This window comes from Sporosarcina aquimarina, from assembly GCF_023715615.1.
Taxonomy (GTDB): Bacteria; Bacillota; Bacilli; order Bacillales_A; family Planococcaceae; genus Sporosarcina; species Sporosarcina aquimarina_A.
On the sequence record NZ_JAMBOM010000001.1, the window covers coordinates 970,223 to 991,076 of the forward strand.

Sequence of the window (20,854 nt, forward strand, 5' to 3'; positions counted from 1 at the left end):
ATGGATACAAATCAGTACTTGGAAATGTTCCTGGAAGAGAGTAAAGAGCATCTCCAGGCGTGTAACGAACAATTACTAGAACTTGAGAAAAACCCAGATGACCTTGCGATTGTTAACGAAATATTCAGAGCGGCACATACTCTTAAAGGGATGTCTGCTACGATGGGATATGAAGATATTGCGAATTTGACGCATAAGATGGAAAACGTACTTGACGCAATTCGGAATTCTAAAATCCGAGTTACTTCTGAAATTTTAGATGTCGTGTTTGAGTCTTCGGATGCACTAGAAGAAATGGTCATCGATATCGAAGAGGGTGGAAGCGGAAAAAAAGACGTTGAGAAATTAGTGACGATGCTAAACCAAATTGAAGCGGGTAATTCGCCACTTGCGGTGGTAGAAGAAAAAGCGGGGAAATCAGAATCTGAAGAGATTACAGGTGGACTTGTTTATGATGACTTTGAACAAACTGTAGTTTCACAGTCTGTAGAACAAGGTTTCAATGCATTTGAACTGAAAGTAATTCTACGTGATGATTGCTTACTCAAAGCGGCACGTGTTTTCATGGTATTCGAAATTCTTGAAAAAGCAGGAGAAATCATTAAGACTTTTCCGACCGTCGAGCAGCTGGAGAATGAAGAGTTCGATAATCAATTTACGGTCGTGATTATTACGAAAGAAGACGCAGAAGAGTTAAAAGCAAAAGTGCAGAAGGTATCTGAAATTGAACAGGTTGAAATTCGACAAGTTCAATTTCACACAGCTACTGTTGAGGTGGCTACAACAATTGAAGCACCAGTTGCTGGTCCAGTTACCCAACCTGCTAAGCAGACTGCAAAAAAAGAGCCTACCCCAACTAAACGTTCTAGCAGTGCTCACTCTGCAAATAAGACAATTCGCGTCAATATTGATCGTTTAGACGTACTGATGAATTTGTTTGAGGAATTGGTGATTGATAGAGGACGCCTTCAGTCCATTGCAACAGAATTACAAAATGCGGAACTGAACGAGACGACGGAACGGATGACACGAATTTCTGGAGACTTACAAAATATCATTCTTAATATGCGTATGGTTCCAGTTGAGACTGTGTTTAATCGTTTTCCTAAAATGGTTCGACAGTTGGCACGGGATCTCGATAAGAAAATCAACCTTGAAATTATCGGGGCTGAAACAGAGTTGGACAGAACAGTAATTGATGAAATCGGGGACCCATTAGTCCACCTTATCAGGAATGCACTAGATCACGGAGTAGAAAGTCCAGCAGATCGCATTGCGGCAGGTAAACCTGAAGAAGGAACCGTAACGTTACGAGCTTATCATTCTGGTAATCATGTGTTCATTGAATTAGAAGACGATGGTGCAGGGGTGAATCGTGCACGTGTGCTAAAAAAAGCAATTGAGCGCGGTATCGTTACAGAAGAAATTGCAGAAACCTTGACTGACAAGCAAGTTGCAGAACTTATTTTATCATCAGGCTTTTCGACTGCGGAAAAGCTGACAGATGTTTCTGGACGAGGTGTAGGTCTGGATGTTGTGAAGAGTACTATTGAATCATTAGGCGGTCATATTTCAATCGAATCTAAAGAAGGGCAAGGCTCATTATTCCAAGTACAGCTCCCACTTACACTTTCGATAATTTCGGTTATGCTCGTACAGATGCAAAAAGAGATTTTTGCTGTGCCGTTGTCCTCTATTATTGAAACAGCAATTATCCAAAATAGTGATATTTTGAATGCCCATAATCAGCGGGTCATCGATTTCCGAGGTAAAATTGTTCCACTTGTAGATCTTCGTGAGATTTTCGATACGGGTCTTCCAGAAGAACCTGAAGAACTCAAATCGGTCGTTATAGTTCGTAAAGGTGAGAGCTTGGCAGCGCTGGTCGTTGACTCGTTCATCGGACAACAGGAAATTGTACTGAAATCACTCGGTAACTACTTACAGAGCGTTTTCGCGTTATCTGGAGCTACAATCCTCGGAAACGGTCAAGTTGCTTTAATTGTAGACTGCAATGCGCTCATTAAATAAGTAGGAGGGAATCCAATGACAACTGCAACTGAAAATAATGTAATGAAAACAATCGTATTTCGATTGCTCGACAAAGAGTATGCCATTGAAGTGGATGTCGTTCAGTCCATTGAAAAATTATTACTCATGACAATTACTCGAATTCCTGGTGTACCTTCTTATGTTAAAGGAGTCATCAATTTACGAGGGATGGTAACGCCTATTGTCGATTTACGGAATCGATTTGATCTGCCAGAAATGGAGTACAATGATAACACACGCATCATCATCGTCAATCTTGAAAACTTTGATGTAGGGCTCATTGTTGACGATGCCAATGATGTGATCGATATACCTGTGAATGCACTTGAATCCCAGCCAGAAGTTGTCGGATCTGTAGAATCGGAATTTGTGGCAGGTGTTGCAAAGATTGAGAAACGACTCCTCGTCATGCTCAACTTGGATAATGTGTTGCGTCCAATTAGGAATGTGAATGCGGATGAAAACTGAACTCAACATATCTGATATGCATTTAGATGTTCTCAAAGAAATTGGTAACATTGGAGCGGCTCACGCGGCAACATCTTTGTCTGAGCTTCTTCAGCGCAAAATCGACATGCACGTTCCGAAAGTTGCACTTGTGTCATTTGACGACATGTTCGAACTTGCGGGAGGTAGTGAGAATGTAGTTGTTGGGATTTTCTTAAGAATAGAAGGAGACTTATCTGGAAGCATGTTCTTTGTTCTTCCGATTGATTCTGCCAATCGCTTTATTCGCCGTTTAATCGGAGACCCCCAATTTGACTTTTCTACTCCGGAATCGATTGGTGAAATCGGTGTTTCTGCCATGCAAGAACTAGGAAATATTTTGTCCGGTTCCTATTTATCTGCATTGTCGGATTTCACTGGATTAAAGATTTTCCCGACGGTTCCTTCATTGAGCGTCGATATGGTAGGTGCCATTGTGAGCTTCGGACTAATTGAAGTGTCACATTACAGTGATGAAGTCATTGTAATCGATACGAAGATTGTTGAAGAAGATGAAAATGATCAGAGTGTAGACGGACATTTCTTTTTACTCCCAGATCCCCCTTCCTACATCACAATTTTTAAATCACTAGGTGTGATGTAATATGGAAATGGTGAAAACAGTAGTACGGGTTGGGATTGCAGACATGAACATTGTCCGGGAGCCAGACACGATTCGAACATCTGGTCTCGGATCATGCGTTGGAGTTGTGTTGTATGATGAGCGTCGCAAGATTGCTGGAATGGTGCATGTCATGTTGCCTGACAGTTCGCTTGGCAAAGGAGATTCCATTAATGTTGCGAAATTTGCAGATACGGGTATATATTCCCTCATGGAGCAACTGAAAGCAGAAGGTGTCCGTCCCATGTCTTTGAAAGCAAAGATTGCAGGAGGTTCACAAATGTTCCAGTTCGGTTCAGGAGATACAGTGCGTATCGGTCCTCGTAATGTGGAAGCCGTTAAAAAAGAGCTTGCTAGACTTTCTATACCGTTAGTAGCAGAAGATACGGGTGGATCCAATGGCCGCACAATAGAGTTTGATCCTGCAATCGGTACATTGCAAGTACGTACAGTGAACGCTGGTACTATGGCGATATAAAGTAAATGTACAGTGGTTTCAGTAAGTGAAACTGCTGTTTTTTTTATGAATAAATGATAGATGTTCACTGTCTTTACTACCTATACTTTGCTATAATGACTAGTATGATAGTGTCGAAATATACATTGTTGCACGGAAGCGAGGGATTCTATGTCGAAAAAAGACATTTCGGAGGAGACATATTGGGACCTATGGTTAAACAAACGTGATCCTGATGCTGGGGATGCGCTCGTCCGTAAATATATGCCGCTCGTAAATTATCACGTCCAGCGCATTGGTTCTGGATTACCGCGTAATGTTTCTAGAGATGACGTCAAAAGCCTTGGTTACCAAGGGTTATTTGACGCACTTACAAAATTCGATCCAAGTAGAGATTTGAAATTTGATACATACGCTTCGTTTCGAATTCGTGGTAGCATCCTTGATGGATTACGGAAAGAAGATTGGCTACCACGCTCGTCGAGAGAGAAGTCGAAAAAATTAGAAGAACAAATCAGTAAACTTGAACAGAAACTGATGAGGACAGCGACACCTGAAGAGATAGCTGAGCATACAGGTATCAATGTGTCTGAAGTTTATCAAACCGTTCAGGAACATTACTTTTCCAGCGTCCTTTCAATCGATGAACGAATGAATGATGATGAAGATGATTCAGGAAAAAGTTTTGTTTTAAAAGATGAAAAAACAGTGACTCCTGAGCAACACTCGGTAAAACGCGAACTGTTAGGTGAAATGATCCAGAAAATCAAAGACTTGAATGACAACGAACAACTAGTACTTAGTCTGTTTTATTCTGATGAGATGACACTTACTGAAATTGGTGAAATTCTCAACTTATCCACTTCACGTATTTCACAAATTCATTCGAAAGCACTTTTTAAGCTAAGAAAGTTATTACTGCCTGAAGTGCTGGATCGGGGGATATTATGAGTTTAAAGTCAATAGAACTTCAAATTGCAATCCCGAAAACGTTTGATGCAGGAAAACTGACAGAACAAAAGAATCAGCAGTCTATGCTGAATCATCAGCAAGCAGTGGCCCAAACTGACCAACAAGTGATGAAAAACCGTAATACTGTAATTGAATCGGCAGAGTCTGAAAAAACTAAGAACGCAAGAAATTCATCGGACAAGGAAAAGTCAGAGGACTATGAACAGCAGGAAGATTCTCAGCAGAAGGAACATACACACGTTAGCCATCCTTATAAAGGCGGCTTCGTAGACTATACAGGGTGATGAAATGACCGCATTTTTGATTGTAGCACTTTTTATTTTGCAACTCGGTGGATTTTATATGATCGCTTTGTTGTATTTGCGAATGTCTAGATTAGATAAAACCGAGAAGAACCAACAGCAACTCATGAAAGAAATGGAAGATAGTTTGGCGCTCTACATTACTGAAGTCAAAGAAGAAAATGATCGTTTAATCGAACAACTTTCAAAAATGCAACAAACACCTCAAAACAATAAAGGCAAGGTAGCAGCCGAAAAATTAGTGATTCCACAAGACGATGAAACTTCTGTGGACTCTGTTTACTTTAACCCTAAGCCACCTACTTCTAAAGTTCTGGATTCCTACCGGTCCCAGCAGCAAGCTAGTGTGACAAGCGTTACAAAATCTAGCGAAGAGCCGAAACAAGAAACTGAATTTGAAACGGTTTACCGATTACATGATGAAGGATTTTCTCTAAATGAAATAGCGAGCCAATTAAAAAAAGGCAAAACAGAAGTAGAGCTTATTTTAAAGTTCAAAAGATAATTGTTGCGAAAGCAATGAGGCTTGTGCTATATTAGAAAGTGGTATTACTACACACGTGTATGGACGTACTGAGATGGTGCCGAAAGGTCGCTCAGCGGATGAAGTATGCGGAGGAATCCAACCAAACAGGAGGAAATAATTATGTCAGTAATTTCAATGAAACAATTGCTTGAAGCTGGTGTGCATTTTGGACACCAAACACGTCGCTGGAACCCTAAAATGAAGAAATTCATTTTTGTTGAGCGTAACGGAATCTACATCATCGATCTTCAAAAAACAGTTAAAAAGCTTGAAGAAGCTTATAACTTCATGCGCCAAGTTGGTGCTGACGGCGGAAAAGTACTTTTCGTTGGTACAAAGAAACAAGCGCAAGATGCTATTAAGGAAGAAGCAGAACGTGCAGGCATGTACTACATCAACCAACGTTGGTTAGGTGGTACTTTGACTAACTTCGGTACAATCCAGAAGCGAATCAACCGCATGAAACAAATCGAGAAAATGGAAGAAGATGGCACTTTCGCTGTACTTCCTAAGAAAGAAGTTTCTCAACTTAAAAAAGAACACGAACGTCTTATCAAGTTCCTTGGTGGAATTCGTGATATGAAATCAATCCCAGACGTAATCTACGTAGTAGATCCACGTAAAGAGCGCATCGCTGTTGCGGAAGCTCATAAATTGAATATTCCACTCGTTGGTATCGTTGATACAAACTGCGATCCAGATGAGATTGACTACGTTATCCCTGCTAACGATGATGCAATCCGTGCAGTACGCCTTTTGACAAGCAAAATGGCAGACGCATTGCTTGAATCTAAACAAGGTGAAGACGAAGAAGCTGCTCAAGCAGAACAAACAGAAGCAGTTACTGCAGAGTAACTGAAAAATCAAAGACGATAAGCGGCCAATCCCCTTATCGTCTTTTTTAGAGAAATAACCCAAAAATCAATAGTTTTTATAGGAGGAATACAACATGGCAGTTACAGCACAAATGGTAAAAGAACTTCGTGAAAAAACAGGCGCAGGTATGATGGATTGTAAAAAAGCACTTACAGAAGTTAATGGTGATATGGATGCAGCATTAGACTTCTTACGTGAAAAAGGTCTATCTAGCGCGGCTAAAAAGGCAGATCGCATTGCTGCTGAAGGAACAACAACTATTGAAGTTTCTGGAAACGAAGCAGTAATTCTTGAAATCAATGCTGAAACTGACTTCGTTGCTAAAAACGAAGGATTCCAAACGTTGGTTAAAGAAATTTCTGAACACCTTCTTACTACTAAGCCAGCAAATGTAGAAGAAGCATTGGCTTCAACTATGACTAATGGACTTGTTGTAGCTGACTACATTTCTAATGCGATTGCAAAAATTGGTGAGAAGATCAGTCTTCGCCGTTTTGAAATTCGTACAAAAACAGATAATGACGCTTTTGGCGCTTACCTTCACATGGGCGGACGTATTTCCGTTCTTACAGTACTTGAAGGTTCTACAGATGACGAAGCTGCAAAAGACGTAGCTATGCACATCGCTGCTATGAATCCTAAATACGTTTCACATGACCAAATTTCTGAAGAAGAAGTTGAGCATGAGCGTAAAATCCTGACTGAACAAGCTCTTAACGAAGGCAAGCCAGAAAACATCGTTGCTAAAATGGTTGAAGGACGTCTTCGTAAGTATTTTGAAGAAATCTGTGTACTTGATCAGCCATTCGTTAAGAACTCTGACCAAAAAGTTGGAGAATTCGTTACTTCTACTGGTGGAAAACTAGCAGAATTCATTCGTTACGAAGTAGGCGAAGGAATTGAAAAGCGTGAAGACAATTTTGCTGACGAAGTCATGAGCCAAGTTAACAAAGGATAATTGATTTAACTCATACTAATGGTAGGGGACACATTTTGTGTTCCCTATTTTTAAGAAAACCAAGAAGATGGGGGATACATATGAACACACCTACTTATAAACGGATCGTGTTAAAACTGAGCGGGGAAGCTCTCGCTGGAGAACAAGGATTTGGTCTTTCCCCGGAAATTATTAAATCCGTTGCGATTCAAGTGAAAGAAGTGCTGGATCTTGGCGTTGAAGTAACTGTTGTTGTCGGTGGCGGAAATATTTGGCGCGGCAAAGTCGGCAGTGAAATGGGCATGGATCGAACGACTGCGGACTATATGGGAATGTTAGCAACGGTCATGAACGCATTAGCACTTCAAGACGCGATTGAAAAGTTAGGTGCAGAGTCTCGAGTCATGTCCTCAATCGACATGCGTCAAGTAGCAGAACCTTACATTCGCAGGAAAGCCATTCGACATCTTGAAAAGAAACGTGTGGTCATTTTTGCAGCAGGTACTGGGAACCCATATTTCTCCACAGATACAACAGCAGCGCTTCGTGCAGCTGAAATCGAAGCAGATGTCATTTTAATGGGTAAAAACAATGTGGATGGTGTTTATTCCGCAGACCCAATGATCGATACAGCTGCAGTGAAATATGATCAGTTGACCTATCTAGATGTAATTAGTAAAGGCTTGCAAGTGATGGATGCCACAGCTTCAACACTCTGTATGGACAATGATATCCCACTCGTAGTATTCTCGATTATGGAAGAAGGAAATATAAAAAAGGCTGTATGTGGAGAAACTATCGGTACAGTCGTCGGGAGGAACTAAACATGCCAAAAGCAGTTATGGATCAGACAACCGAAAGAATGGAAAAAGCGATCAGCTCTCTTGGAAGAGATTTAGCTTCAATTCGAGCAGGACGAGCAAACGCTTCGTTATTAGATCGTATTACTGTTGAGTATTATGGAGCACCAACACCGTTAAATCAGATGGCAGGAGTCTCAGTACCAGAAGCTCGTCTAATGGTCATTCAGCCATACGATAAAACAACTTTAGGTGATATCGAAAAAGCAATTTTGAAATCGGATATTGGAATCACGCCATCTAATGACGGAAACGTTATTCGCTTAGCAGTCCCTGCTTTAACAGAAGAGCGCCGTAAAGATCTTGTTAAAGAAGTGAAAAAGGACGCGGAAGAGTCTAAAATAGCAATCCGTAATATTCGTCGTGACGCCAATGAAGAGTTGAAAAAACTCGAGAAGGATGGCGAAATTACGGAAGATGAATTACGTCGTCATAATGACGAAGTCCAAAAGCTAACCGATACGTATATCTCTAAAATCGATAGCATTGCAGGGGACAAAGAAAACGAAATTATGGAAATCTAAACATGAACTTTCTTTTTCGAAGGACGTCCTAACGTTAGGACGTCCTTTTTAACATGCAAGTTTTCCTTTATTTTGTTAGGATAAAGAGGATGAATGATTTGAAACGTCGTCGAGTGGAGGAAAAATGATGTTCGATAAACTACTACGAAAGAAGACGACGGCTGTCCCGTCGACATTACAAGAGCGGCTCACCATTGCTAAAGAGAAGCCGATGCCTACACATGTCGCCATTATTATGGATGGGAATGGGAGGTGGGCGAAGCAACGGAAACTTCCTAGAATTGCAGGTCACCATGAAGGGATGAAAACGGTTAGAAAGACTACCCTCTTTGCGAACGAACTGGGCATACGTGTATTGACGTTATATGCGTTTTCAACAGAAAATTGGAAACGTCCTAAACGAGAGATTGATTTCCTCATGAAGCTTCCAGGCGAATTTTTAAGCACGTATTTACCGGAGTTAGTTGAAAATAACGTGAAAGTAGAAATGATTGGTAGTGCTGAGTTATTGCCTCTCCATACACAAGAAGCGATTCGAAAAGCGATGGAGGCTACAGCTCATAATGATGGAATGATACTGAATTTCGCAATGAACTATGGAAGTCGTTTTGAAATTGCCGAAGCTGTAAAAAAATTAGCCTCACAGCTATCAGAAAACACAATTCAACTTGAAGACCTTACTGAAGAGACGGTATCCGGGGCAATGATGACCTCTCATCTCCCAGACCCAGATCTTCTCATCCGGACGAGTGGTGAAGTTCGGTTGTCCAATTTCATGCTCTGGCAGTTAGCCTACGCAGAACTTGCATTTACGGATGTACTCTGGCCAGACTTCAATGAGGCGAGCATGCTTGGCATAATAGAAGATTATCAAAAACGAAGTAGACGGTTCGGAAGTCTTGAAGGGGATGAAATTAAGTGAAACAACGGATACTAACTGCTATTGTAGCGGCTGCAGTATTCATTCCATTTGTTGTGGCTGGTGGGATTCCGTTCACCATTTTGGTTTATGCAATTGCAACAATCGGACTGTATGAACTGTTGAAAATGCAATCCATCAAATTATTTTCTATTGAAGGCGTACTGGCATGGTTATTGTCAGCCATTCTATTATTACCCAACCAACTAGCGTTAAGTTGGTTAGGATCAGTCGGTTATACAAAATTAGAAGCTGCTTTTATCATTATATTGCTTTTATTAATCTATACTGTACTTGTGAAGAATCGTTTTACGTTTGCTCATGCATCCTTTTTAGTGATGTCAGCATTTTATGTAGGTATGGGATTTTACTATCTAACAGCTACTCGTGATGCTGGGTTAGTGTTTATCATCTATGCACTGGTCATTGTGTGGACGACAGATTCGGGCGCGTATTTCATTGGTCGTAAACTAGGTAAGAATAAGTTGTGGCCAGATATTTCTCCAAACAAGACAGTAGAAGGTTTCGTAGGAGGCATTTTGAGTGCAGTTGTATTTGCGGTACTATTTCAATTTATACAGCCTGTCGCATCTACATTCCTGATCTTAATAGGTGTCACAATCGTGGCGTCCATTATTGGGCAACTTGGAGATCTTGTTGAATCTGCGTTGAAGAGAAATTATAACGTGAAAGATTCAGGTAAGCTGCTTCCTGGACACGGTGGTATTTTAGACAGGTTTGACAGTTTGTTATTTGTTTTGCCGCTGCTTCATTTATTGCACTTTGTTAGTTAATTGAAAGGGATGTTTTTGATGAAAAAAAAGATCAGCCTTCTTGGTGCTACAGGTTCTATTGGGCTACAAACACTTGAAGTAATTGCAGCTCACCCAAATCAGTTTGAACTTGTAGCATTTTCTGCTGGCCGTAATATTGAGAAAGTAAGGGAAATTGCCGCTTTTCAAATGCCGCCACTCGTTTCAGTTATGGAGAAGGCAGATGCTGAAACACTACAAGGCGAGTTTCCAGGGGTACGATTCCTTTATGGAGCTGAAGGATTAGAAGAAGTTGCGGCCAATTCAGGTGCTGATGTACTCCTTAACTCGGTAATCGGAAGTGTAGGACTTAAACCGACTCTTGCTGCGATTCGTCAAGGAATTACGATAGCAATAGCAAACAAAGAAACACTCGTTGCAGCAGGTGATATCGTGATGGCAGAAGCGAAGCGATATGGTGTGTCTATTTTGCCGGTAGATAGCGAGCATTCCGCTATATTCCAAGCGTTGAATGGGGAACAATCCAAATCGATCAGCCGGCTCATCTTGACGGCTTCTGGAGGCAGCTTCAGAGACTTAACACGTGATGAGTTAGCTAATGTGACACTGGAACAAGCACTTGCTCATCCGAACTGGTCTATGGGGAATAAGTTGACCATTGACTCAGCGACTATGTTTAATAAAGGGCTTGAAGTGATTGAAGCCCACCATCTTTTTAATATGCCTTATGACCAAATCGATTGTCTTTTACACAAAGAAAGTATCATCCACTCCATGATTGAGTTTGAGGATACAAGTGTCATGGCTCAATTAGGTTCTCCTGATATGCGTGTGCCAATCCAGTACGCGTTGTCTTATCCAGAACGAATTCCTATGAAAGATCCGCAACGCTTAAAGCTTGAAGATATTGGTACGCTACATTTTGAAAAAATGGATCTTACTCGTTATAAAGCTCTTGCACTTGCATACGAGGCAGGACGCATTGGAGGCACAATGCCGACAGCAATGAATGCAGCAAATGAGATGGCTGTGAGTCAATTCATGGCAGGTCATATTCCATTCATTCAAATTGATGAGCTAGTTGAGCAAGTGATGGAGCAACACAGAACGATTCATGAACCTGATTTGGAAATAATAATTCAGACGGATATGCAAACTCGTAAAATCGTCCATTCCATGATAAAATAAGGTATTTAGTACAGTAGCCTAGAAGGCTGAAAAGGTGGGTATAAATGGCGACGACAGTTATCTCGTTTATAATTATTTTCGGCTCATTGGTCTTTTTCCATGAGTTTGGACACTTTCTATTTGCCAAAAAAGCCGGCATTATGGTCCGTGAATTTGCGATTGGAATGGGACCGAAGATAATTGGTATTCAAAAAGGTGAAACTTTATATACGTTACGCTTACTACCGCTAGGCGGTTATGTTCGGATGGCTGGAGAAGACTTTGATACAGTTGAATTATTGCCAGGCTATCGTGTAGGATTAATACTTAATCCACAAGATGAAGTGACTAAAATTTATCTGAATTCAAATGTTTCGAATCCAGATGTGCTTTTTCTTGAAACAGAAGAAGCTGATTTGAATGATAAGTTATTCATTAAAGGATATGATGACGAAGGAAGTCTTGTTCGCTTTTCAGTATCTAGGACGGCTGTCATTATTGAAAAAGGACAAAAAACCCTTATTGCTCCAAAGGATCGACAATTCGACTCGAAACCTCTTATGGGAAGGTTCTTGACGATCCTAGCAGGTCCGGTTTTTAACTTTATTCTCGCATTTTTTGTTTTCGTTGCACTTGGTCTATTGAATGGCGTTCCAACTAACGAACCTATTATTACTGATGTTCAAGAAAACAGTCCAGCTCAAGCAGCTGGTATAGAAAAAGGCGACTATGTAAAATCATCGAATGGCGTAGCTGTCGATACATGGACGGAATTCACAGAAACCATTCAAGACAATCCAGGAAATTCGGTTGATTTAGAAATTGAACGTGACGGGGAACTTGTCACGTTACAAGTAACTCCTGAAGAAATGGAAGATGCGGGTCAAAAGTTTGGCCAAATAGGTGTATTCTATACTAGTCCAGTAGAGAAAAATCCTTTGAAAGCCATTGCGTATGGGGCACAACAAACTTGGTTTTGGATTGCTAAGATATTTGAACTTCTTGGTATGCTCATAACCGGTAAGTTTACTTTGGATGCACTTTCAGGTCCAGTAGGAATCTACAAAGCAACTGAGGAAGTCGCGCAGTATGGTATTTATAATCTCATGAATTGGGCTGCCGTTTTGAGCATCAACTTAGGAATTATGAACCTTTTGCCACTACCCGCACTAGATGGCGGGAGGCTATTGTTCTTCTTGGTTGAAGCATTACGTGGAAAACCGATTGATCGCCAAAAAGAGGGTATGGTTCACTTTGTAGGAATTATGCTGCTCATGTTACTCATGCTTGTTGTAACATGGAACGACATCCAAAAGTTCTTTTTCTAGAAATGATGATCTAATTGATCAGAGAGTAACGGAGGCGACGCACGATGAAACAATCAGGTGTATTCATACCTGCTGCTGAAACTTCAACTAACTGTCTGGCAGATCAGCTTCTCACTCAATCTGGTTATGTCCAAGAAACATCTGAAGGGATGTATGCGTATTTCCCTTTGGCTGGAAAGGTCTTGGAAAATATTAAACGTGTGATCCGTGAGGAAATGGAGTCAGCGCGTGTCCTTGAAGTGGATCTCCCGTACGAACAATTTGAACATGCTTCAGGAAAATCAGATGAAATGATTTTACTGTCGTTCATTGCAAAAGAAGTTTTTAGCTCTGAGCAATTACCAATTTCAGTATTTCAAATAAAACAGCACGTCAGGAAGGCTAAGAAGCCCATTCAAGATTCTAGTCTTCTGTATGCGAAAGAGTATTCACTGGTAAGTGGATATTCTTTCCATACAGATGCGGTTGAAGCGAAACAAAATGGCGAGACGCTTTTATCAGTCTTTTCAACAATTGCGAATAGAATAGGAATCCCGTATCGGGTCATTGAATCACAAAACGATAATGGGAGAACTGAATACGAGTTTATCGCATTTTCCGAATCCGGCAAAGAATCTTTTGCACAGAGTACGAATTCGCTTTATACGTCAAAAGCAGAACTTGCAGAAGCAGTTCGAGAAGAACTTGAAGAATCCCGAAAGCTAAAGAAGGCTGAAAAAGTTAGTGGACATGGTAAAGAAATCGGTCCTCTTGCTGAGTCACTTGGATTGGACTACTCCCAAACAATTCAAGCATTTTTATATGACATTAGTTCTGAACCTACACTCATTCTTATCCGAGGAGATCATGAACTGAATGAGATGAAATTGAAGAAAGTATTTGGTACTTCAACTATTAGTTTATTAGGTGCGGAAGAAATGAAAAAAGTGTTAGATGTTGAGTTGAAATCACTTGGACCAGTACAATTACCATTTGGTCTACCGGTTTATGCAGACTTTGGTGTATCGACAGTTGTTAATGGGATTTGTGGAGCAAATGAAAAAGATACATTCTTGTTGAATGTAAATCCAGATCGTGATTTTTCAGTCGATCATTACGTGGATATTCGTCTCGTGGAAGAGGGAGAACCTTCACCTGATGGCAACGGTACGATAACATTTCGTCAAGGCGTTACATTTGCCCGAATTATTGAACCGGAACCTGTATTTAGTAAAATTAACTTTGCAAACAAGGATTCTCTCGAAATCTTGACGGGATATTATTATATGGATTTGACACGTCTATTTGCATCAACTGCTGAACATTTTAGTGATTCACTTGGATTGAAATGGCCAATTCAACTTGCGCCATATGACATTCATTTATTGATTGAAGATATAGAAGATGAAATCCAACAGCAGCTAGCTGAAGAGATTCACTCAGTCATGAATGGATATCGGTATCGGGTATTGTTTGATGATCGGAATGTAAGCTCTGATAGTAAGCTCAAAACTTCGAATCAGTTAGGAGTTCCTGTGAAAATAGTGGTTGGTGATGAAGCTGCTGCAGGAATGGTGGAAGTCACTTATCGAACAATTGGCGAGGCTGTTAGCATGAGGAAAGAAGAAGTGACAGAAAAGCTTCAAGAATTTTTTAGAACAGAGTAAAGACATGGGAAGGCCGACTTACGGTCCTTCCCTTCTTTTTACGGGAAAGGAGAGCCGGATGGACGCTAAAATAAAGATGTCAATGTTGCTCCAACAAATTGGACTTACTGAAGATGCGTTTGTCATCCATTTTCAAGATGCTGAACTAGAGCGGGTGGATATTTACAAAAAATCGAAGGTGTGGCAATTCGCAGTAACTCTAGAAAAACCATTGCCTTTTGATGTATTTCACCTATTTCGCAAACGAGTTGAACAAGCATTTTCTAATATCGCAGCGATTCGTTTACAAATTAGTACGAAAACAGAAGTGAATGATGCAGAAATGATCATTGCCTACTGGCCAGCGATAATGGACGAGTTAGGTGAAGTTTCTCCTCCAATACGGGAAGCGCTAACTTCACAAAAACCAGTTTTATCTGGTGATAAAATCACGGTTTGTTGTGTAAATGATGTTCAACAACGGACATTGAAAAATAAGTATGGGCATCTCATTTCGAATGCTTATGAGTCATTCGGATTTCCCCGGATCTATCCAGAATTTACAATTGCTGAATCTCCTATTGAAGAAGAACAAGCCCGTGTTGCATTCTTTGAGGAGCGTAAAGCTGAAGAAGTTGCGTATGCACAAAAAGCGTTAGAGGCGATGCAACAAAGAGAGACAACGAAAAAAGAAAGTGATGGAGTGCCGACCGGTCCAATTTCTCTTGGCACACCAATCCGTGCAGATGAACCACTACTAGAAATCCAACAAATCCAAGATGAAGAACGTCGTGTAGCAATAGAAGGCTATGTGTTTGATGCTGAAGTAAGAGAGCTGAGAAGTGGCCGATCACTGTTAACCCTGAAAGTGACAGATTACACCGATTCAATCCTTGTTAAAATGTTCTCGCGTGATAACGAAGACGCAGAACTCATGAAAGCACTCACGAAAGGGAAATGGGTGAGAGCTCGGGGGAGTATTCAAAACGATACATTCGTCCGTGACTTGATCATGATGGCGCAAGATATTATGGAAGTTGCTCCGGTTGTAAAGAAAGACAAAGCACCTGAAGGACGAAAACGTGTTGAATTACATACTCATACGAAGCTGAGTCAGATGGATGGGGTTTCGTCTGCTGCTGCACTTGTTGGACAGGCTGCGAAATGGGGCCATCCTGCAATTGCAATTACAGACCACGCTAACGTACAAGCTTTCCCCGATGCCTATAACGCAGGTAAAAAGCATGGCATAAAAGTGTTATTTGGCTTGGAAGCGAATCTTGTAGATGATGGTGTTCCAATCGTCTATGACGAACAGCATCGACTTCTCGAAGACGATACGTATGTTGTATTTGACGTAGAGACGACTGGTTTGTCAGCTGTGTATGACACGGTGATTGAACTTGCTGCAGTTCGTGTCAAGAACGGAGAAATTTTAGACACGTTTGAGCGATTTTCCAATCCCCATCATCCTTTATCGTCCACAACGACAGAGTTAACTGGAATTACGGATGACATGGTGAAAGACGCACCTGAAGTTTCAGAAGTAATGATCGATTTCATTGAATTTATTGGGGATTCAATTTTGGTCGCCCACAATGCTTCGTTTGATATGGGCTTCTTTTACGAGTCCTGCAAGAAGGCGGGCATAGAAACTGTAGATTATCCTGCAATCGATACGTTAGAATTAGCACGTCTCCTGTATCCGGATCTCAGAAATCATCGCCTCAATACCTTAGCCAAGAAATTTGATATCGACTTGACCCAGCATCACCGGGCTATTTACGATACAGAAGCGACTGCTCATTTGTTTGTAAGACTGATGAAAGATGCTGCAGAAAAAGGAATTACATGGTTGGATGATTTTAACAAAAACGTAGGAGAAGGGGACGCGTATAAGCGATCACGACCTAATCATTGCACGTTGCTTGCAACCAGTGATGAAGGATTGAAGAACTTATTCAAACTCGTCTCGTTCTCTCATTTAAATTATTTTTACAGAGTGCCAAGAATTCCACGATCATTACTCGTGAAATATCGTAAAGGGCTACTTGTCGGTTCTGGATGTGACAAAGGCGAAGTGTTTGAAGCGCTCATGCAGAAATCGATTGAAGAGGCTGAAGAAGTTGCAGGATTTTATGACTACTTAGAACTTCATCCAAAGCCGGTTTACAATCATCTGATTGAATTGGATCTCATTCGTGATGAATGGAACTTAGAAGACATTATGCGTAAGATGATCAAACTCGGTAAAAAGACGGGACTTCCTGTAGTAGTAACAGGTAACGTACATTATATTGAGGAAACGGATGCAGCCTATCGTCAAGTATTGGTTCGTTCCCAAGGTGGAGCGAATCCAATGAATCGACATGAACTGCCTGCAGTCCATTTCAGAACAACGGATGAAATGCTAGAGGAATTTGCATTTTTAGGTCCTGAAACCGCAGAACAAATTGTAATTGATAATCCACTTGCCATTGTAGAACGAGTGGGTGATGTTAAACCAATAAAAGATGACTTATACCCACCTGAAATTGAGGGTGCTGACGAAGAAGTGCGCCAGCTAACGTATTCAATGGCTCATAAGATCTACGGGGAAAACCTACCGGAAATTATTGAAGCTCGTATTGATAAGGAGTTAAAATCGATTATCGGAAATGGTTTTGCCGTCATCTATTTGATTTCCCATAAGTTGGTTAAAAAATCTTTGGACGATGGTTATTTAGTTGGTTCGCGTGGTTCGGTTGGCTCATCATTAGTTGCAACCATGATGGAGATTACAGAAGTGAATCCAATGCCACCGCATTATGTTTGTCCGACTTGTAAACAGTCCGAGTTCTTTTCAGACGGCTCTGTGGGTTCAGGTTTCGATTTACCTAACAAAAATTGCCCGAATTGCGACATCCCTTATACAAAGGATGGACATGATATCCCATTCGAAACGTTTCTTGGATTTAACGGTGACAAAGTACCGGATATTGACTTGAACTTCAGTGGTGAGTATCAGGCAAATGCCCATAATTACACGAAAGAACTTTTCGGTGAAGATTATGTATATAGGGCTGGTACAATTGGTACTGTTGCAGAAAAAACGGCTTATGGCTATGTCCGTGGCTATATGAACGATAATGGAATTAATTTAAGAGGTGCTGAAATTGACCGTCTCGTTCAAGGGTGTACAGGTGTTAAACGTAATACTGGTCAACACCCAGGCGGTATCATCGTAGTACCAGACAATATGGAGATTTATGACTTTACGCCGATTCAATTTCCGGCGGATGATGTTGGTTCGAGTTGGAAAACGACTCACTTTGATTTTCACTCCATTGATAATAACTTATTGAAACTCGATATTTTAGGACATGATGATCCGACAATGATTAAAATGTTGGAAGATTTATCCGGAATTGATCCTAAAACGATTCCTCCTGACGATCCAGGGGTAATGGCTTTGTTTAGTGGAACAGACTCACTAGGGGTAACTGAGGAGCAAATTAACTGTAAAACCGGAACACTTGGTGTGCCGGAGTTTGGTACGCGTTTCGTTCGTCAAATGCTAGAAGAAACGAAGCCTTCTACGTTTTCTGAGCTCATACAGATTTCTGGATTATCTCACGGAACCGACGTTTGGCTTGGCAATGCCCAGGAATTAATACAGAACAAAACATGTGTCCTTGCTGAAGTAATCGGTTGTCGTGACGATATTATGGTGTACTTAATCTACCAGGGGCTTGAACCGGCTATTGCCTTTAAAATTATGGAGTCTGTCAGAAAAGGGAAAGGCTTGACACCGGAATTTGAAGAAGAAATGAAAAAGAATAAGGTTCCAGCATGGTACATTGCATCGTGTAAAAAGATTAAGTATATGTTCCCAAAAGCACACGCAGCGGCATATGTTCTGATGGCACTCCGTATTGCGTACTTTAAAGTACACCATCCAATAATGTACTACGCAACGTATTTTACTGTGCGTGCGACAGACTACGATTTGGCAACGATGATTAAAGGACCAGCATCAATACGAGTGAAGGCAAAAGAAATTTATGATAAAGGTCTGGATGCTTCGCCGAAAGAAAAAAGCTTAGTTACGGTATTGGAAATCGCATTAGAAATGTGTGAACGAGGATTTTCATTTGCAAAACCTGATTTGTACAAATCATCTGCTGAAGAGTTTATTATTGAAGGAAACACACTGATCCCACCATTCAACGCGATCCCATCCCTCGGAACAAACGTTGCAAAGACAATTGTAGAGGTAAGGGATGATGGAGAATTCCTTTCGAAAGAAGATCTTCAGCGACGTGGCCGCGTGTCCAAGACAATAACAGAATACATGGATTCACTTGGCTGTTTGGAAGGTCTACCGGAAATGAATCAGCTTTCTCTGTTTTGAGAATGAAAAAATAATCCTTGTAAGTTATAGATGACATCCTGATGATTAAAATGGATGCCCGTCTAAAAGTAGCGTCCAGTAATCAGGGAACCCCAAACTTACTTTTTACAAATATTTGTTTGAAAGTGTTGATAGAATAAGCAGTTATTCCAAGATATACATTTGGAAAATTTGCGCGGGATATGAACGTATGGTATAATTGGAACAACTTTTGCTATAGTCTTACGCGAAAAGAGTGGGATTCCCCGCTCTTTTCTGTTGTCTGCCATTATTATGTAAGCAAATTACAACCTGCAAGGGAGGGGTAAGATGAGTAAAATTACTGAAGAGGTAGAAGCGTTAGTGCTCCCGATTGTCAATGAATTATCGCTCGAACTAGTCGACATCGAGTTTTTAAAAGAAGGAAGAGATTGGTTTTTGCGCGTTTACGTTGATACGCAGGAAGGGAACATCGATATACTTCAATGTGCTCAAGTAAGTGAACGTCTAAGTGAAGAACTGGACCGTACTGATCCAATTCCGCAAAACTACTTTTTGGAGGTTTCTTCTCCGGGAGCAGAGCGCCCGCTTAAAAAAGAGCAAGATTACGAAAAAGCGGTTGGTCAGTATATTTATGTGAAAACTTATGAGCCAGTTAAAGATATGAAAGAATTCGAAGGGCACCTTTTAGTCAATGAACCGGATGCCATTGAACTTCAAATTCGTATTAAGACACGTACATTGACAGTCAGAATCGATAAGCAAAAGATTGCTGTTGCAAGATATGCAATCGACTTTTCTGCATAATTGAATAATCAGGAGTGATGAACATGAGTAGTGATCTTCTCGATGCATTAACTGCATTAGAAAAGCAAAAAGGCATATCAAGAGAGGTTTTAGTAGAAGCGATTGAAGCGGCTCTTGTAACTGCATATAAACGAAACTTCAATCAAGCTCAAAACGTTCGTGTTGACTTGAATTTAGGAGTAGGAACGATTAAAGTCTTCTCACGCAAAGATGTCGTCGCAGAAGAAGTGGAAGAAGATCGTCTGCAAATTTCACTTGAAGACGCATTGCTTATAAATCCGGCATATGAAGTAGGAGATATCGTTGAGCAAGAAGTGACACCTCGTGACTTTGGACGAATCGCTGCGCAAACTGCTAAACAAGTCGTTACCCAACGTGTACGTGAAGCCGAACGCGGACTGATTTATGAAGAGTATATTGATCGTGAAGACGACATCGTCAATGGAATTGTAGAGCGCTTTGACGCCCGCAATCTGTATGTAGGCTTAGGGAAAGTGGAAGCTGTACTTCCAATGACCGAGCAAATTGCATCTGAAAAGTACAATCCACATGATCGCATTAAAGTGTACATTACAAAAGTGGAGCGCACTTCACGCGGACCGCAAGTGTTTGTATCCCGTACACACCCAGGTCTTTTACGTCGACTATTTGAAATGGAAGTTCCTGAAATATTTGAAGGAATTGTAGAAATCAAATCCATTGCACGAGAAGCAGGCGACCGGTCAAAAATCTCAGTCTTTACAACAAATGAAGAAGTAGATCCAGTTGGCTCTTGTGTAGGTGCGCGCGGTGCTCGAGTTCAATCTATTTCAAACGAACTTAATGGTGAAAAAGTGGATATTGTGGAATGGTCAGAAGATCCAGTTGTCTTTGTTGCCAACGCACTAAGTCCTTCAAAAGTATTGGACGTTCAAGTGAAAGAAGAAGATCGTTCAACAACTGTTGTCGTACCAGATTACCAATTGTCACTTGCAATCGGTAAGCGCGGTCAAAATGCACGATTAGCTGCAAAATTGACTGGCTGGAAGATTGACATTAAAAGTGAAACAGATGCTCGTGAACTAGGTATCTACCCTCGTTTTGAAGAAGAACAAGCCGAGGTAGAGTACGATGAAGAGGCAGAGCAAGTAGATGTTTATTCTGACGAAGAAACTGCGTTGGAGTCGACTGAAGACCTACAAGAGCAAGATATGGATTCGATTGACTTGTATCAAGACGAACCTCAATAAGAAGTGACGAAAGGGTGCAT

General features: G+C 40.9%; 19 protein-coding genes. All 19 read left to right on the forward strand.

Translation table 11 applies throughout. The annotated features are described in order from the left end of the window. Positions 1–2,031, forward strand: coding sequence for a chemotaxis protein CheA (locus tag M3197_RS04480; RefSeq protein WP_251658964.1), 2,031 nt, complete (start codon positions 1–3; stop codon positions 2,029–2,031). A 15-nt stretch (positions 2,032–2,046) separates the two neighbouring features. Further along, positions 2,047–2,520, forward strand: coding sequence for a chemotaxis protein CheW (locus tag M3197_RS04485; RefSeq protein ID WP_251658966.1), 474 nt, complete (start codon positions 2,047–2,049; stop codon positions 2,518–2,520). Then, positions 2,510–3,142, forward strand: coding sequence for a chemotaxis protein CheC (locus M3197_RS04490; protein ID WP_251658968.1), 633 nt, complete (start codon positions 2,510–2,512; stop codon positions 3,140–3,142). The genes M3197_RS04485 and M3197_RS04490 overlap by 11 nt, the downstream gene beginning before the upstream one ends. 1 nt (position 3,143) lies before the next feature. Beyond that, positions 3,144–3,638 (forward strand): chemotaxis protein CheD, encoded by a 495-nt coding sequence (locus M3197_RS04495; RefSeq protein WP_251658970.1) that lies wholly within the window; start codon positions 3,144–3,146, stop codon positions 3,636–3,638. 150 nt (positions 3,639–3,788) lie between these two features. Next, the gene (locus tag M3197_RS04500) at positions 3,789–4,568 is read left to right on the forward strand and encodes a FliA/WhiG family RNA polymerase sigma factor (protein ID WP_251658972.1); all 780 of its coding nucleotides are present in this window, start codon (positions 3,789–3,791) and stop codon (positions 4,566–4,568) included. Then, positions 4,565–4,873, forward strand: a complete 309-nt coding sequence (locus M3197_RS04505; RefSeq protein ID WP_251658975.1) for a hypothetical protein — start codon at positions 4,565–4,567, stop codon at positions 4,871–4,873. Before M3197_RS04500 ends, M3197_RS04505 begins: the two co-directional genes overlap by 4 nt. A gap of 4 nt (positions 4,874–4,877) precedes the next feature. Further along, positions 4,878–5,396 (forward strand): hypothetical protein, encoded by a 519-nt coding sequence (locus M3197_RS04510; RefSeq protein ID WP_251658977.1) that lies wholly within the window; start codon positions 4,878–4,880, stop codon positions 5,394–5,396. A 141-nt stretch (positions 5,397–5,537) separates the two neighbouring features. Further along, the gene (gene rpsB / locus M3197_RS04515) at positions 5,538–6,272 is read left to right on the forward strand and encodes a 30S ribosomal protein S2 (protein WP_251658980.1); all 735 of its coding nucleotides are present in this window, start codon (positions 5,538–5,540) and stop codon (positions 6,270–6,272) included. A 94-nt stretch (positions 6,273–6,366) separates the two neighbouring features. Further along, positions 6,367–7,251: a translation elongation factor Ts gene (gene tsf / locus M3197_RS04520; protein WP_251658982.1), complete on the forward strand. Its 885-nt coding sequence runs from the start codon at positions 6,367–6,369 to the stop codon at positions 7,249–7,251. Between the two features lie 80 nt (positions 7,252–7,331). Continuing rightward, positions 7,332–8,054 carry a UMP kinase gene (gene pyrH, locus M3197_RS04525; protein WP_251658984.1) on the forward strand — a complete coding sequence of 241 codons (723 nt, stop codon included), beginning with the start codon at positions 7,332–7,334 and terminating at the stop codon, positions 8,052–8,054. A 2-nt stretch (positions 8,055–8,056) separates the two neighbouring features. Next, positions 8,057–8,614 (forward strand): ribosome recycling factor, encoded by a 558-nt coding sequence (gene frr / locus M3197_RS04530; protein WP_251658986.1) that lies wholly within the window; start codon positions 8,057–8,059, stop codon positions 8,612–8,614. Positions 8,615–8,741: 127 nt separating this feature from the next. Then, a complete protein-coding gene (uppS, locus tag M3197_RS04535; protein ID WP_251658988.1) occupies positions 8,742–9,536 on the forward strand; it encodes an undecaprenyl pyrophosphate synthase in 795 nt (264 codons plus the stop codon). Further along, positions 9,533–10,327 (forward strand): phosphatidate cytidylyltransferase, encoded by a 795-nt coding sequence (locus tag M3197_RS04540; RefSeq protein WP_251658990.1) that lies wholly within the window; start codon positions 9,533–9,535, stop codon positions 10,325–10,327. The genes uppS and M3197_RS04540 overlap by 4 nt, the downstream gene beginning before the upstream one ends. 18 nt (positions 10,328–10,345) lie before the next feature. Then, positions 10,346–11,494, forward strand: coding sequence for a 1-deoxy-D-xylulose-5-phosphate reductoisomerase (locus tag M3197_RS04545; protein ID WP_251658992.1), 1,149 nt, complete (start codon positions 10,346–10,348; stop codon positions 11,492–11,494). A 44-nt stretch (positions 11,495–11,538) separates the two neighbouring features. Then, positions 11,539–12,801 (forward strand): RIP metalloprotease RseP, encoded by a 1,263-nt coding sequence (gene rseP, locus M3197_RS04550; protein WP_251658994.1) that lies wholly within the window; start codon positions 11,539–11,541, stop codon positions 12,799–12,801. A 44-nt stretch (positions 12,802–12,845) separates the two neighbouring features. Beyond that, the gene (locus M3197_RS04555; RefSeq protein WP_251658996.1) at positions 12,846–14,447 is read left to right on the forward strand and encodes a proline--tRNA ligase; all 1,602 of its coding nucleotides are present in this window, start codon (positions 12,846–12,848) and stop codon (positions 14,445–14,447) included. Positions 14,448–14,505: 58 nt separating this feature from the next. Then, positions 14,506–18,819 (forward strand): PolC-type DNA polymerase III, encoded by a 4,314-nt coding sequence (locus tag M3197_RS04560; RefSeq protein WP_251658998.1) that lies wholly within the window; start codon positions 14,506–14,508, stop codon positions 18,817–18,819. Positions 18,820–19,128: 309 nt separating this feature from the next. After that, entirely contained in the window at positions 19,129–19,605 is a 477-nt protein-coding gene (gene rimP / locus M3197_RS04565) for a ribosome maturation factor RimP (protein ID WP_251659000.1), read from the forward strand. A 23-nt stretch (positions 19,606–19,628) separates the two neighbouring features. After that, positions 19,629–20,834, forward strand: coding sequence for a transcription termination factor NusA (gene nusA, locus M3197_RS04570; RefSeq protein WP_251659002.1), 1,206 nt, complete (start codon positions 19,629–19,631; stop codon positions 20,832–20,834). Positions 20,835–20,854: the final 20 nt, after the last annotated feature.